The following is a 14,507-nucleotide window of genomic DNA, read 5'->3' as shown; positions in this document are numbered from 1 at the left end:
CATTCAGCCCTTGACCGAACCGAGCAGAACGCCTTTATTAAAATGCTTTTGGAAAAAAGGATACGCGATCAAAAGCGGCATCGCCGTGATGATGATCGCAGCCATCTTGGCGGCCGGCGTGTACCGGTACTGGACGCTCGAGGCGTTCGAGATGGACGGATCATCTTCGATCAGCATCTGTCTGAGAAACACCTGCAGCGGCATCAAGTTGTTATCATTCAAATATAGAATCGCCGAGAAATAAGTATTCCAGTTGTTGACCAAATAAAATAACGTAAAGGTGGCGATGGCCGGCATGGACAAAGGAATAACAAGCGTCGCCAGCAGCCTCCATTCCCCGCTGCCGTCGATGCGAGCGGACTCCTCCAGCTCAGCAGGAAACGTGCGGAAGAAGCTTCTCATCACGACCAGATTAAACGCGATGACAGCCGAGCTTAGCCAAAGTGCCCAGAAGCTGTTAATCAGACCAAGCGAATTGACGACCAAATAAGTCGGGATCATCCCTCCTGAAAACAGCATCGTAAACACGACGATAAAGTTCAGAAACCCTCTTCCCTTCAGCCACGGCTTGGAGAGGCCATAAGCCATCAAGGTTGTCAGCGCCATATTGATCAAGGTCCCGATTGCGCTGATCAGGACGGCATTGATGAGCGCTTTTTTGAAGCCGGAATGCGTCATTAAATAAAAATAGCCGTCCAGCGTGAATTGTTCGGGAATGATGTAAAAGCCGCGCGTCAAATATTCCCGCTCCGTGGAGAAAGAAATCGCAAACACATAGAACAAGGGAAAGAGAGCGGCCACCGCACCGAGAAGGAGCAAAACATATACGATGCCGTCCAGTATGCGATCCGCGCCCGTTGTCCGTGTCTTCAAAAGACTCCCTCCTGTCCCGTCCGTTTGGCCAATGCATTGGCAGTCAGCACCATCGCCAGGCCGATTGCCGATTTGAACAAGCCGACGGCAGTCGAGTAGCTGTAATCTCCTTCATTAAGACCAACCTTATAAATAAACGTCTCGAACACTTCGGAGACATCCCTGTTCATCGGGTTCTGCAGCAGGAACACATGCTCAAAGCCGAGATCCATGATATGCCCCAAGCGTAGGATAAACAAAATCACGATCGCCCCGCGCAGAGCAGGCAGCGTAATATGCCAGAGCTGGCGCCAGCGGCTGGCGCCATCCATCTCGGCCGCCTCATAAAGCGTAGGGTCGACAGCGGACAAAGCCGCCAGAAAAATAATGGCCCCCCAGCCCGCTCCCTGCCAAATGTTTTGGAACAGCCACACCCACCGGAAGTATTTCGGGTCCGTCATCAGCTCGATCCGATCGAACCCCCAGCCTTCCAGCAGCTCGTTGATCGCCCCCGAGCCCGTAGCGAACAGCTGGAGCGTAATCCCTACGATGACGACCCAGGATATAAAATTAGGAGCGTACAAAATCGTTTGAACCGTACCCTTGAACCATTTGACTCTCATTTCATTCAAAAGCAGGGCAACCAGAATAGGCGCAGGAAAAAAGAACAAGACGTCGAGCACGTTCAGCATCAGCGTATTTTGCAGCAGCATCCAGAAATCCCCTTCGGAGAACAATCTGCGAAAATGGTCCAGTCCGACCCACTCGCTGCCCCCGATCCCTTTAAACGGGCTGTAATCCATAAATGCAATCAAAATACCGAACATCGGAACATACTTGAACACCATAAAAAATAAAAATCCGGGAAAAATCATCACATAGATCGGAAAGGCTCTTCGCCAATAACCATTGAGCACGGTATGCCTCCTCGCTAAGCTGCCTGTCATGAAGAGGAACAACCTCCAAAGGCCGAAGCCTCGCAAGACTGTTCCCGGTTGTTCCGAATTATTTTTTCGCTTTGAACGCCGTATTCACTTCTTCGATAATTTTATCTCCGCCATTTTTCTTCCAATCGCCGACCGCATCGTTGATGCTTTCGACCGGCTTCCGGCCCGCGATAATTTCCAGCACGACTTGAAGGAATTTGTCATCCAGCGTTTTGCCTTGCTTCGTGAACGTTTCGGAGGCGCTCAAGAACCCGTCGGAGGCATTTTTATAAGGATACTGTTTGGCGTTTTTAATGGACTTTTCCATTTCGCTGGCCCATATCGGATCGCTCCACTTGTAAATATTGTACGTATTTGAATTGCCTCGCAGCATCCAGTTCCATAAGAGGCTTTGCCGTCCTTCGCCCTCTGCCTTTAACGCATCAGTCATTTCGTAGGAGCCGTCGGGCTTTTTCTGATAATGAGTGCCTTCAATCCCGTTCTTTATAATGTCTTCGCCTTCCGGAGATACCCACCAATTCAGAATTTCGAGCATGCGCTGGCGCTTGTTTTCATCCATGTCCTTGCTCAAAACCAGCTTCAGCATGCCGCTCGAAGGCGTTTTCGTTCCTCTGCTGCCGCTGGCTCCGATAGGAGGCGACAATTCGACGAATTTGGCATTAGGGGCAATCTTCTGAAGCTGCTGGTTCGTTTGCTGACTGAATTGGTAGTGCATATCGATAGCGAATCCTACCTTACCTTGCGCATACTTGTCATTGAAATTCGTATTCGTAATAAAATCTTTGTCAAGCACGCCTTCCTCATAAGCCTTCTTCATAAAAGTCAAAAATTCGGTCCATTCCTTGGCTTGCGCTTGCATGGGAACGAGCTCGCCATTGACTTCCTTCCAACCGTTGGCGATGCCGAAGGCGGCGAGCAGCTGCGGGTCGCCCAGCTGGAGCGAGTTCCCCAATGCAGAGAACCCGAAGGTATCGTGCTTGCCGTTTTTATCCGGATCTTGCGTCGTAAACGCTTTGGCGATTTCATAAAACTTGTCAATGGTGAACGCTGTGGCATCAGGCAGCGGCAGCCCCAGATTTTCCATCCAATCCGCGCGGACATAAAGCGAGTTTTGGGCAGTTTCATAGATCGGAATGCCGTATATTTTGTCCTTCGGATTCAGGATCGCCCATTCCTCCGGCTTTGCGATGCTTTGCAAGACCGGGTATTTGGACAAATATGGCTGCAAATCGAGGAATACGCCTTCATCCACCCATTTTAAAAACATGCCGGAATCGACCCGGATCGCATCAGGCATTTTACCGGAGGCGGAGACGACGTTCAGCTTTTCGGCAAAGTTGGCATTCGGAACCCATTGAATTTGCAGATCGACATTAAACTTTTTGTTGATATACTGGATGATCGGATGATTGTTATCCGGCCACCCTCCCCCTGTCCACGATGCCGCCATCATTTCGATTTTAATTTTCTCCGACGTGCTGTCCGGTGCGGAGGATGTTGCATTTGGTTTGCTGTCCGCAGACTCCGTCTTCGGCTGACAGCCGGATGCCAGAACGAGTGTCAAGCTTAAAGCACTCATCACGATTACTGCTTTCTTCATGCTTGGAAGGCCTCCCCCAGTACAATTTATGTCATGCTCCTCTTGCCATTTCATTATATCCCCCGGGGTTGCGTCATTTTTTCCGGATATTACGGACTTTTTATCCGATTTGACGGTTCTGTTTTTATCCTTTTTGGGAATCGAAGCGTCACGACGCTGCCTGTTCCTTGAGTCGAGCGTATGGTTACACCGTATGGAGCGCCATAATTCAATACCATCCTTGCGTGTACATTGATGATTCCGACCGATTCTTCCGCAGCCGCCTGACCGGACTGCCCCTCCATAGCCTGAATGCTCATTCTGATCCGCTGCAAAACTTCCTCACTGAAGCCGTTTCCGTTATCGGATAGTTCAATCATAAGATCGTCTTGTTCCTCAAATACATGAATCTGAATGACAGCGTTGCCGTTTTTCGGCTCGACCGCATATTTCACGCTGTTCTCTGCAATAGGCTGAATCGAAAGCTTAACAATTTGGCAATCCATATATTTTTCATCCACGATGATCCGGCTCTGAAATTTTGGACCGAACCGGATATAGACAATTTCCAAATAATGCTGAAGATTTCGCAGTTCATCCCGCAACGGCACCTCCAGACCGGGCATCTTGGACGTATAGCGGTACACGCTCGCCAGATTGGTCGCCATCTTCTCGATCATGGGCACTTTTTCCAAATAGGCGATACTTTTAATAATTTCCAATGTGTTGTAGAGCAAATGCGGGTTGATTTGATTCTGAAGCGCCTGAATTAACGCATCTCTTTGCCGCAGCTGCAGGTAAGCCTCCTTCATCTCCAGATCATGAATATTGTGGATCAATTCGCTAAGCCTTTCCTTCATGCGATTGAAGCTGCTGTTCAGCTGCTGAATTTCATCTTTCCCCGGAATGACTTCCGCGCTGACAGATAAATCTCCGTTCTCAACGCGCTTCATCAACAGACTCAAGCGGCGTATCGGGTGAACAACGAGACCGACGACCCGGGGAGTGAGCAGCAAGGAGATGATAATAATGCCCGTCATGATCATTAAAGTAGAATTGCGGGCGACGTTAAGCCCGTTGGCCATTTCATTCATCGGCACATAAGCCACGATATTCCACCCGGTCAATTCCGAATGATTGTTGGACACCAGGATCTTTTTCCCGTCCTGCCTGACCTCATCATATTTCTCGGACAGACGGATTTCATGCAACGCGGTATTTTCCAAATACTCCCCTACCCATTGAACGTCCGGATGGTAAATGATTTTCCCTGCGGAATCGACAATGAAAAAATACCCGGTTTTACCCAAGCGCGCTTGTCCGAGAATATTGGAGATTTCCGATATGGACAAGGCAACATTCAGATTGCCGACGATTTTCACCGTGCTCGGATTAAACACGGGAATGATCAACGTAATAAACGGATAAGCCGTAGCTGTCGTGCTGCTGCGATTATAATAATAGGGAACGACCCGCAGCCGCTCCAACACCGGAGTATCGATCCACGGCGCCTCCTTACTCTGGGGAAGATTGCTGTCCTGGGAATAAGCGAGGCGATCGTCCAAAGCGCGCAGCACAATCCCCAATATATTGGAATCGTTCAAGGCAATATACTTGGTCAAAATCCCCTCGACAAGCGATATCTGAGTCTGGCTGAACTGCTCTCCGGAGTTGAGCCATTTTTGCAGAAGACCGCTTTCCGGATTGCTTCCGAGCAGCGGGTTGGTCGGCAGTGGACCAGCTATGGAGGCATACGTCGATTGAGCCATTTGATTGAAGTACCGGTCAAGCTGATGGTTAATTCTCGCGGTCGAATCCTCGGCAATCATATAGAAGTCCTTTTTCGCCGATACGGTGTAATAATAAGAAGTGAACGCAGCCATCAGCACAATCGATACAAAACTTACGGATAACACCAGCGCCAAAATTTTCGTTTTAAAAGAAAAGCGGTAATGCCAATGCTGCCACCTCATGTCCCCATCCTCTTCCTGTATTCGAGAGGCGAAAGTCCCACCGTCGTTTTGAATACTCTTGAAAAATAAGGCGTTGTGGAAAATCCGACGATTTCGGTGATCTCGGAGACGGAATACGAGGTTGAAAGCAGCAGCTTTTTGGCCTCCTCGATTTTGATCCCGTTTACATAATTGACCAGAGAGCTTCCCGTATGCTTTTTGAACAACGTGCTGAAATGAGAGACGCTGAAATTGGTTAACGCCGCCATTTCGGTCAAAGTAATCTCTTCCTTGAAGTTTTCCTTGATGTACCGGCATGACTGCTCGATGACTTTCGGCATGCTTGATTCTCCTGCTTTGTTTTGCGATAAGTACCATTTCTCCAGCATAACGGTGTAGTAGCGAATAATGCTTTCATCATCGCTGGCATCGTACGGAGGCGCATCCTTGAAGCTGACGTCGCATTCCTCCAGCAGCATCTTCAGTTTATGTTCGAAAATATTGAGCAGGCTGACGCGCACGTTTTGCTGGATGTAGCCCATGCGCAACACAGCTTGAAAGAGCTCGATCTGCTTGTTCAGTGCCAGCTTGGGCTGCAGTCCTTGCCGGTTGTCCAATAAAGTCTGAAACTTTACGATATAGCTGTTCAAGTGTTTCAACGACTCGAGCTTCTCCTTCGACCGGTTCAACGTTTCCGCCAGCAGCTCGAATTCCAGCGGTTTCAATAAATATTCGGAGACACCGTAGGTCATCGCTTTCTGGGCATACTGAAAGTTGTCGTACCCGCTGACGATAATGGAGACGAGAGAGAGCTGATGTTCCTTTATTCTTTTGCACAGCGACAGACCGTCCAGATCCGGCATCATAATATCGGTAATGAGCAGCATGGGCCATACTTCCTGAATCATGCTCCACGCCTCTTCCCCGTTGCTGCATGCTCCGACGACCTCGAACTCCTCTCCGGCTTCTTCCACCATTTTGACAATGCCTTTTAACACCCATGGCTCGTTCTCGGCAACTAACACGGTATACATCGAACGCCCGCCTTCCAGATCTGTATTTGGAACGAATATGCATCTATTTTACTTGAACGGGATTGATGACGGGATAAAAATATTTGTAAGGACGGAACCGCCCGCCACGATCCCGGCGAACGCCCGGCTCATGCAAGCTGGAATTTCGGAAGCCATTTCTGTTAAAGTTGGACTTAGGAAAATTGGGCGAGTAAAAAAATAGTCTTTTTCTAATAGGAGGAGAAGCGGCAAATGGATACTTTTAAAGCTTATCTGCTGGAGAAAGCCGGAGATGCGGCAAGCGGCGCCGTCAAGGAATTAAGTATGGACCGGCTGCCCCAAGGCGAAGTCACGATCCGGGTCCATTACTCCAGCGTCAACTACAAGGACGGACTTGCCGCGCTGCCGGTCAGCCCGATTGTGAAGTCGTACCCGTTTATCCCCGGGATCGATCTGGCAGGCGTCGTCGAGCATTCGGAAGCGGACGGCTTCTCCCCCGGAGACCCGGTGCTGGTTACCGGCTATGAGCTCGGAGTGACCCATTACGGCGGCTTCAGCCAATATGCGAGAGTCCCTGCAAGCTGGGTGGTCCCCCTGCCGGAAGGTCTCACGATGCTTGAGGCCATGGCGCTGGGGACGGCCGGGTTCACGGCCGCCCTGTCCCTGGCGGCGCTCGAGAGAAACGGCCTGCAGCCCGGCGACCGTACGGCTCCTGTGCTCGTTACCGGCGCGACGGGCGGGGTCGGAAGCGTAGCCGTCTCGCTGCTGGCCGCGAGCGGATACCGCGTTACCGCCAGTACGGGCAAGGCGTCCGAGCATGATTATTTGCGGCAGCTGGGCGCTGACTCCATCATCGGACGCGACGAGCTGCGGCCTGCGGACGGCAAGCCGCTTCGCCGGGAGCTGTGGGCGGGCGCCATCGACCCGGTAGGCGGCGAGGCGCTCGCCTATACGCTCGGCACGATCCGGTACGGCGGCGCAGCTGCTGTCAGCGGGCTGACGGGCGGGGCGGCATTTGCGGCAACCGTATACCCGTTTATTCTGCGCGGAGTAAGCCTGCTCGGGATCGATTCCGTAGGCTGCCCCATGGCGGTCAGGCAAGAGGTGTGGAGCAAGCTTGCTTCCGTCTGGAAGCCCATCTCCTATCTCAATGCGGGCTGGCGCATGATCGGCTTGCCCGCGCTGCCTGAAGCGCTGGAGCGCATCCAAAAGGGTCAGCTGCGCGGACGAGTGATCGTCAAGCTGTGGGACGATATATAGGCCGCTGCGGCTACCTGCCGCCATGCGAAAAAAATCCGGCCTGAGCAGGCCGGATTTTTTTCGGTGGTCAGTCGCGCAATTCCTGGCGGGTAGACGCGGTGACTCACATGTATGGGATCAGACAGCCGTCAGCTTACGGCCAGCTTCATCGATTGTTCATACTTCAGCAGCGTCTCGAAGGCCTCCCTCATCGCGAGCAAATCTTCCTTGGACGCTTGCCGCATGTCCTGCAGCAGAATTCCGGCGATTTTCTCGCCCAGCAGCTCATTCAATTCCATTGTGTTGTTCTCGTTCATTGCACCCAACCTCCACTAGTTTTTTGCTTAAAGACTGCAGCGCAAGGGAGCATACAAAAAAGCTTCCCCTGCACAGCCAAAAGGGAAGCGTAGTGACCTAAGTCCTCGTACCTTCGGCAGCTGGCTGACATAGTTTACACGTTAGTCCCTGTAGCTTTGCGTCCCTGACTTTCGTCAGATTTGCTATTATCGTGTCGGATTATTACCCGATGGAACTAGTATAACACGAATATAGTCCCAAATCGAGCTATTTTGTCCAGGCTTTCGCGAACCAGATGGAAGCCCGGAACATTCGGTTGACCAGATAGATGCCGATAGCGAACCAGACAACGCCCAGACCTCCGACGATATAGGAGCGCGTCTGCGGAGACGCCATCGGGAGCAGCATGTCCATCACCATATCGTCGGCGAACATGTTAAAGCCATACCATTGCACAGCAGCCATATAGATTAGTGGGGTGAACAGTAAAATAAAGCCGACGACCGGAAAAGCAACGGCCAATACGAATTGCACGAGGCTGATCGGAAACTTCAATATCCAATATAAAATGGGCAAATAGGACTCCAGCGACAGCAACACGGCTTTCATTCCCCGCTTGCCTTCCGCCAGGCTCCCGTCCGACTCTCCCTCTCCCCAAGCGGCGCTTTGCTGTTCCTTGCGCCCGAGGGCCCGGGCATCCAGCTCCTGCAGACGTTTGCTGCCGACCAGCGCGAAGTATAGAATCGGAATCCCTATGCCGATCGGCGTCAAAGCCACTCCCAGTACAAAGAAAGTAACGGCAAATGCGAAGCCCGCTATTCCCAATGGCAGCGTCGTGACCAGGAGGTACTGCATTTTGATCAGAAAAGACTGATTCCAGCCCACTGCCTGAGCTTGTGTCTGTGTTCCTGCATTCATCATTTGTATAACCTGCCTTATCCTGTTTTGTATAGTCCCATTATAAAGTGAGCTCCCCTGGCTTCCCACCAACCTGCGAACAGGATAGAACTGGACCTAGGTCGGGTTATGTCCGCATTTATCGCTGGATTATAGACAGCCAACCGGCTTCCGATCACGGGACGGCGCTGTTATAATGGGGCATGTATCGGAGTGCGAGTAAATCTATTTCAACCGTCACGGAGGGAACGACATGAACTATCGGGTAGCTGTTATCGGCGCGGGGGGCATTGCAGGGCCGCACCTGGCTGCGCTCCACCAGTTGGAGCGGACGACACCGGTCGCCATAGCGGATATACAGGAAGACAGAGCCAGAGAGCGGGCGCAAGCCTATGAGGGAGTCAACAGCTACAAGGACTACCGCGAGATGCTGCAAGTGGAGAAGCCGGATATTGCGATCGTTACGCTCCCCCATTTTCTGCACAAGGAAGCGGCGCTCGCGTGTGCGGAGGCCGGCGCCCATCTGCTGCTGGAGAAGCCGATGGCGCTTGATGTGAAGGAATGCGATGAGATTCTGGAGGCCGTGAACCGCAGCGGCATCCGGGTCCTGGTCGGCCATACGCAGCGCTATATTGCCGAGAATCTGGAGGCAAAGCGGCGAATCGATCTGGGAGAGCTCGGTCGTCTGGTCATGATCAATGACGCCCGGCATGTCGATTACTTCCATGACAAGCGTCCCGGCTGGTTTTTCGAGAGAAGGCTTGCAGGCGGCGGCATTCTGGCGAATCTGGGGTCGCATTCGATCGACAAGGCCGTCTGGCTCAGCGGCTCGCGCGTCATCCGCGTCAAAGCAATCGTCAGCCCGCATGGCGGCAAAGGAGATATCGAGGGCGGCGGCGCCGTATTCCTCCATCATGAGAACGGGACTGCGACAACCATCGTGCAGTCCGGTTTCAAAGGAGCAGCCCGCAATGAAACCGAGCTGCTGTTCACGGGCGGCAAGCTCAGGCTCAGAACGAGCACTTCCCTGGATATTAGCACGGGCAGCGATTACGAGCCGATCGAGGTGCAGAAGGAGCAGCTGCCGTTCATCCTCCAGCTGCTGGATTTGATCAGCCATATCGAGACAGGCAGCGAGACCGCATGCACCTTGGAGGACTCCCGCCATATCGTCGCGGTTATCGAAGCTCTCTACCGCTCGCATGCCTCCGGACGCGAAGAAGAAGTTTAAGCCTCATGGGTTAGCACAGCTTTTACCTATAAATCAAACCGTTAAAACTTCATTGACAGCAAGCTTGTCCCACGCCTATAATTGACGATAATGATTATCATTTGCGCACAAGCTTGCTGAAGGAGACGGTTTGATGAAAGTCAAATATTGCTGCAAGAACTTCAAAAACGGCTCCAAATCCGTATTCAAATCGATGAAGGATGAATTTCCGGATATCGAACATAAGAAAAAGGATTGTCTGGGCTGCTGCAAGCAGTGCTCCAAGCAATGCGTCGCTAAAGTAGGCAAGTCCGGCGTGATCTGCGCCGAATCTCCGGATTTGTTGTATATGCAGTTGAAGCAGCTGCTGAGCGGTATGGCTGCGGCAGAAGAAAAAGTCTTAGCCTAGGCCGCCGAACCGACGGCAGTTGGTGATATAACGTCGCTAAGCCCCACTTTGGTGGGGCTATTTAATGCCTATAAACGCGAACGGGAGATGGTTGAGTGAGAAACAGCATCAAAAAAGAAATGATCGGGGAGCATCAGGTTACGGTTTTCCTGCCTCCCTCGTACAAGGACGGAGGTAGATACCCGGTTGCTTATCTACAGGACGGCAGCGAGCTGATCGACTATATGCTGAACTGGCTGCAGCATCTGTTTATGACCAAGGCGCTGCCCGAGGTTATCCTGGTCGGGATCGAACCGATCAACCGCAACAACGAATACACGCCCTGGCCGGCCAAAGCGCTGCTCAGCACGTACCCGGACTTCGGGGGACAAGGCGACGCTTACCTGGGGTATGTGACCGGGATTTTGAAGCCGCAGATAGACGCCAGCTACAGGACGCTCCCCGACGCCGAGCATACCGCCATGATCGGCGCTTCGTTAGGAGGTCTGATCTCGCTGTATGCCGCCTATCGGCATCCGGATGTGTTCGGTCGGATCGGGGCTTTATCCGCTTCCTTCTGGTACGAAGGCTTCCTGGAATTTGTCCGGGAGAGCCCTCCACCCTCCGCGAATCAGAAGCTGTTTATGTACGTGGGGAGCAAGGAAGGCGTGCATAAGCAAAATATTCAGGCTAACATGGTTCCCTACACGCATGAAGCCTACAAGGCACTGGTAAACAAAGGCTGTCCGAGCGACCGGCTGATATTTGTGGAGGAAGAAGGCGGTACGCATGACGGCGTATTTTTTGCCAAGCATATGCCCGAAGCGATCAGCTGGCTGTTCTCCTGACGCTGCTTATCTGTAGAAAGGACAGGCTGTTCTATTTCCACAAGAAGCCACTTGATGGAAGGAGCAGCCTCTGTGAGGAAGGACGCCGCAAACCAGGGCAAACGGCCCTTCCGTTCCTATAAAATGCGACTGACGGGCGGTAAATGCCGGGAATTGTGCGGATTTTCGTATAAAACAGTTCCGATTAGCGCCTACAGTGCGGGAGGTGTGCGGATTTTCGTATAAAACAGTTCCGATTAGCGCCTACAGTGCGAGAGGTGTGCGGATTTTCGTATAAAACGCTCCCGATCAGCGCCCAAAATGCTGGAGGTGTACGGAATTTCGTATAAACCCACCCGATCAGCGCCCAAAATGCTGGAGGTGTACGGAATTTCGTATAAACCCACCCGATCAGCGCCCAAAATGCAGGAACTGTGCGGATTTTCGTATAAACCCACCCGATCAGGGCCCAAAATGCGGGAGGTGTGCGGATTTTCGTATAAACGCTCCCACTCCTCCCCTCCCGCTTGCGAAAAATTTAAACAATAACAATAATATTGTCCCGCATTAAACGAGGCTGCCCGCTGCAAAGGGCGTTCCGATGCGGATGGGAAGCAAGCCAAGCCGATATATAATCCTATTTATAGCCGCACCCGGCTAAGCTCCCGATCCGCAGAATCAACAGGCAAGCGCGCCAACGGCAAAACGCCCCCGCTGACCGCAGTCGGCATAGGGGCGTTTCGCGCTTCCTTTGTTTATTTCTTTTGCGCCGCCAGGAAATCGTCCAGCTGCTTCTGCTTCTCGGCGATAATTTTGTCGACGCCTGCTTTTTTCTGCTTCTCCAGAAACTCCGGAATCATTTTATCCGGATCAACCGAGCCTGTGGTCAGCGGGACGTGGTACTGCTCGTTGATCGTCGTATAAGCCGCAATCTCCGTCTTCACCGGCTGGGAGTTAAACGCGAAGCCGAAGGACGGGGATGCTACTCCCTTGTCGTTAAACGCTTTGTACAGCTCCCATTTCTTCGGGTCCTCGTTCTCCTTCAGATAGTTGAGGAACTGGTTGCCGAGCTGCCATTGGGCGCCCGGGTTGTACAGCTCGGCTTCAGGGCCGTTCTTGATAATCTTGTCGCTAACCTTCACATAATGCTTGCCTTCGATGCCGAAATTGATCAGATTGTTGAAGACCGGGTCCTTATGCAGCAGATTGATCACCTGCATCGCCAGCTTCGGATTTTTCGACGTTTTCGAGATCGCCAGCATCGCACCGGAAGCGTCTCCGGTCGTTATCGTCGGCTGAGTCAGATCGATCTGGGCGAGCGGGAAGCCGATATAGCCCTGCTCCTCCGCCGCTTTGCCGGGCTTCAGGCCGTCCGTGAAGGCGAATGCTTTGCCTGCCTTGGCCTGGTCTCTGGGGAATACGGTAGAGGTTGCCGCATCCTTGTTGATATATCCGGCCAAATACCATTTGCGCGCCAGCTTCGCTTTCTCTATATATTCCGGCGTTTCCAGCGCATTCATCACCTTGGTTTCCTTGCCGATCTTGCGGATGACGCCAGGCACCGAGGCATCTCCCAGGTAATCCCAGTCCAAATTGTCGAGTAGCCCGTTGCCGTTATTTGCATTGGAGTTATAGAACGGCGTAACCGCCGGCTCTTTTTCCTTGATAATCTTGAATAAAGGCTCCAGATCCTCCCAAGTCTTGACCGCGGTCAGATCCATGTTGTACTTGTCGGCCAGATCCTTGCGCACAATGACGCCGCGTGTCGCCGCCAGCTCCTTGTTGGTCGGTACGCCGTAGTTTTTTTCGCCGATCTTCGAGCCCTCCAGGAACCTCGGGTCCAGATTCGCCACGATATCCTTGCCATCCGACTTCAGCAGCTCGCCGATATCCAGGAATGCGCCTTTCGCTACATTAACGGTGTAGTTTTGCCAAGCCGCCGTAAAGATAATGTCCGACTTCTCCCCGGAAGCAATCATCAGATTCAGCTTCTGATCCCATTGCCCCCAGTCGATGGCATTGATCTTCAGCGTAGCTCCGATCTTCTGGGCAGCCAAATATTTATTGGCCTCCGCCTCCACGGCGGGAACACCCTTCTGCGGCACCCCCGGGTACTGGAGGCTGACTTCATACAGGGCGGTCTCCGCCGTTCCCGCCGCTTCCGACGCACCCTTGGGCTCCTCGGCCGGCTTCCCGGCGTCACCCCCTGCCGGCGCGCTCCCTCCGCTGCAAGCGCTTAATGTAAAGGCCAGCGCAAGCGGCAGCACCATCAGCATGCTTCTCTTTCTGCTCGATTTCATACAAACCCTCCCACAGGCTATTGGAATAATTCCCTTCTATATGCTAACCGGGCAGCATCGCAGCTGACCGGAGTTAGCCTTTGACTGCGCCAACCGTAAGACCTTTGACAAAATACTTCTGAAAAAAAGGATAAGCGAAAATGATAGGCCCGATGCCTACGACGGCCATCGCCATCTGCAGGGTGCGGTTCGGAAGATTGGCCAGATCCTGACCGGACAAATACTGCGAAACATTCGAATTTTGCGTGATGTATTGAATGTTGAGCACAGCCCGCTGCAGCAAATATTGCAGCCCGACATTGTTATTGCCCGGTTCGATGAACAGCAGGCTGAGAAACCAGTCATTCCAATAGTTCAGCGTCGTGAACAAGCCTACGCTGGCGATGACCGGCATGGACAACGGGATGATGATTCGCCAGAAGATGCCTATCTCTCCCGCTCCGTCGATCTTGGCCGCTTCGATGACTGCCGGCGGGATCGAGGTTTGAAAAAACGTTCTCATGATGATGACGAAAAACGGCTGAAGCAGCAGCGGCAGGATCAGCGCCAGCATGGAGTTTTTGAGCCCCAGCACCATTACGTACAGGAAGTAGAACGGGACCAGCCCGCCATTGAACAGCAGCGTGAAAAATACATAGAAGGAGAAGAAACCGCGGTATGGCAGATCGGTTCTGGACAGCGGATAGGCGTACAGCGCCGTGATCAGCAGGCTGAGCAGCGTGCCTGTGATCGTGACCGTGATGGAAACGCGATAAGCGTTCAGCACCTGCATTTTATCCTTGATGATGTACTCGTAAGCGCTCAGGCTGAACTTATCGGGAATAAACTTGTACCCGTTGGCCAAAATCGTGTTCTCGTCCGAGAAGGAAACCGCGATGACCAGAATAAAAGGAACTATGCACAGAAGTGTCCATAGGATAAAAAACGCGTTGATCGCCAGGCCGGAGCCTGTTGAGGCTTTAAGCGCCTTGCCGCCGCTTTGCTGCCCGCTCATACAAATTCCTCC

13 protein-coding genes and 1 riboswitch are annotated in these 14,507 nt (G+C 52.5%); of the genes, 4 read left to right on the top strand and 9 right to left on the bottom strand.

The genetic code is table 11. The annotated features are described in order from the left end of the window. Window positions 1–3: 3 nt before the first annotated feature. The 5 genes from BLR08_RS15500 to BLR08_RS15480 all read right to left on the bottom strand — a co-directional run bounded on the left by BLR08_RS15500 (window position 4) and on the right by BLR08_RS15480 (window position 6,364). Window positions 4–873 (bottom strand): carbohydrate ABC transporter permease, encoded by an 870-nt coding sequence (locus BLR08_RS15500; RefSeq protein WP_072332197.1) that lies wholly within the window; start codon window positions 871–873, stop codon window positions 4–6. After that, entirely contained in the window at window positions 870–1,799 is a 930-nt protein-coding gene (locus tag BLR08_RS15495; protein ID WP_072332200.1) for an ABC transporter permease, read from the bottom strand. The genes BLR08_RS15500 and BLR08_RS15495 overlap by 4 nt, the downstream gene beginning before the upstream one ends. 58 nt (window positions 1,800–1,857) lie before the next feature. Continuing rightward, window positions 1,858–3,399: a type 2 periplasmic-binding domain-containing protein gene (locus BLR08_RS15490; RefSeq protein ID WP_072332203.1), complete on the bottom strand. Its 1,542-nt coding sequence runs from the start codon at window positions 3,397–3,399 to the stop codon at window positions 1,858–1,860. 89 nt (window positions 3,400–3,488) lie between these two features. Then, window positions 3,489–5,351, bottom strand: a complete 1,863-nt coding sequence (locus BLR08_RS15485; RefSeq protein WP_072332206.1) for a sensor histidine kinase — start codon at window positions 5,349–5,351, stop codon at window positions 3,489–3,491. Further along, complete coding sequence (locus BLR08_RS15480; RefSeq protein WP_072332210.1) at window positions 5,348–6,364, bottom strand: response regulator transcription factor; 1,017 nt, start codon at window positions 6,362–6,364, stop codon at window positions 5,348–5,350. The genes BLR08_RS15485 and BLR08_RS15480 overlap by 4 nt, the downstream gene beginning before the upstream one ends. 231 nt (window positions 6,365–6,595) lie before the next feature. Here BLR08_RS15480 and BLR08_RS15475 point away from each other — a divergent pair, with 231 nt between their 5' ends. Further along, window positions 6,596–7,603, top strand: a complete 1,008-nt coding sequence (locus BLR08_RS15475; protein ID WP_072332213.1) for an acrylyl-CoA reductase family protein — start codon at window positions 6,596–6,598, stop codon at window positions 7,601–7,603. A gap of 128 nt (window positions 7,604–7,731) precedes the next feature. Here BLR08_RS15475 and BLR08_RS31165 read toward each other — a convergent pair whose 3' ends face one another. Together BLR08_RS31165 and BLR08_RS15470 are read right to left on the bottom strand one after the other, a co-directional pair. Next, entirely contained in the window at window positions 7,732–7,899 is a 168-nt protein-coding gene (locus tag BLR08_RS31165; protein ID WP_176835530.1) for a hypothetical protein, read from the bottom strand. 112 nt (window positions 7,900–8,011) lie between these two features. Further along, window positions 8,012–8,094, bottom strand: a riboswitch (cyclic di-GMP riboswitch). Between the two features lie 52 nt (window positions 8,095–8,146). Next, window positions 8,147–8,800 carry a sensor domain-containing protein gene (locus BLR08_RS15470; RefSeq protein ID WP_072332216.1) on the bottom strand — a complete coding sequence of 218 codons (654 nt, stop codon included), beginning with the start codon at window positions 8,798–8,800 and terminating at the stop codon, window positions 8,147–8,149. 229 nt (window positions 8,801–9,029) lie between these two features. On the opposite strand from BLR08_RS15470, the gene BLR08_RS15465 reads away from it, so the two are divergent. The 3 genes from BLR08_RS15465 (at window position 9,030) to BLR08_RS15455 (ending at window position 11,222) form a co-directional block, all read left to right on the top strand. Beyond that, on the top strand, window positions 9,030–10,007 hold the full coding sequence (locus BLR08_RS15465) for a Gfo/Idh/MocA family protein (RefSeq protein ID WP_072332219.1): 978 nt from the start codon (window positions 9,030–9,032) through the stop codon (window positions 10,005–10,007). 133 nt (window positions 10,008–10,140) lie between these two features. Further along, window positions 10,141–10,395, top strand: coding sequence for a DUF1450 domain-containing protein (locus BLR08_RS15460; protein ID WP_072332223.1), 255 nt, complete (start codon window positions 10,141–10,143; stop codon window positions 10,393–10,395). A gap of 95 nt (window positions 10,396–10,490) precedes the next feature. Further along, window positions 10,491–11,222 (top strand): alpha/beta hydrolase, encoded by a 732-nt coding sequence (locus BLR08_RS15455; protein WP_256257677.1) that lies wholly within the window; start codon window positions 10,491–10,493, stop codon window positions 11,220–11,222. 734 nt (window positions 11,223–11,956) lie between these two features. On the opposite strand, the gene BLR08_RS15450 is transcribed toward BLR08_RS15455, so the two are convergent. Together BLR08_RS15450 and BLR08_RS15445 are read right to left on the bottom strand one after the other, a co-directional pair. Next, complete coding sequence (locus tag BLR08_RS15450) at window positions 11,957–13,501, bottom strand: ABC transporter substrate-binding protein (protein WP_072332226.1); 1,545 nt, start codon at window positions 13,499–13,501, stop codon at window positions 11,957–11,959. A gap of 73 nt (window positions 13,502–13,574) precedes the next feature. Beyond that, window positions 13,575–14,495: a carbohydrate ABC transporter permease gene (locus BLR08_RS15445; RefSeq protein ID WP_072332229.1), complete on the bottom strand. Its 921-nt coding sequence runs from the start codon at window positions 14,493–14,495 to the stop codon at window positions 13,575–13,577. Window positions 14,496–14,507: the final 12 nt, after the last annotated feature.

Source organism: Paenibacillus sp. cl123 (assembly GCF_900101595.1).
Lineage (GTDB): Bacteria > Bacillota > Bacilli > Paenibacillales > NBRC-103111 > Paenibacillus_G.
The sequence above is the reverse complement of the archived record's forward strand: the minus strand, read 5'-3'. Positions and strand labels throughout refer to the sequence as shown.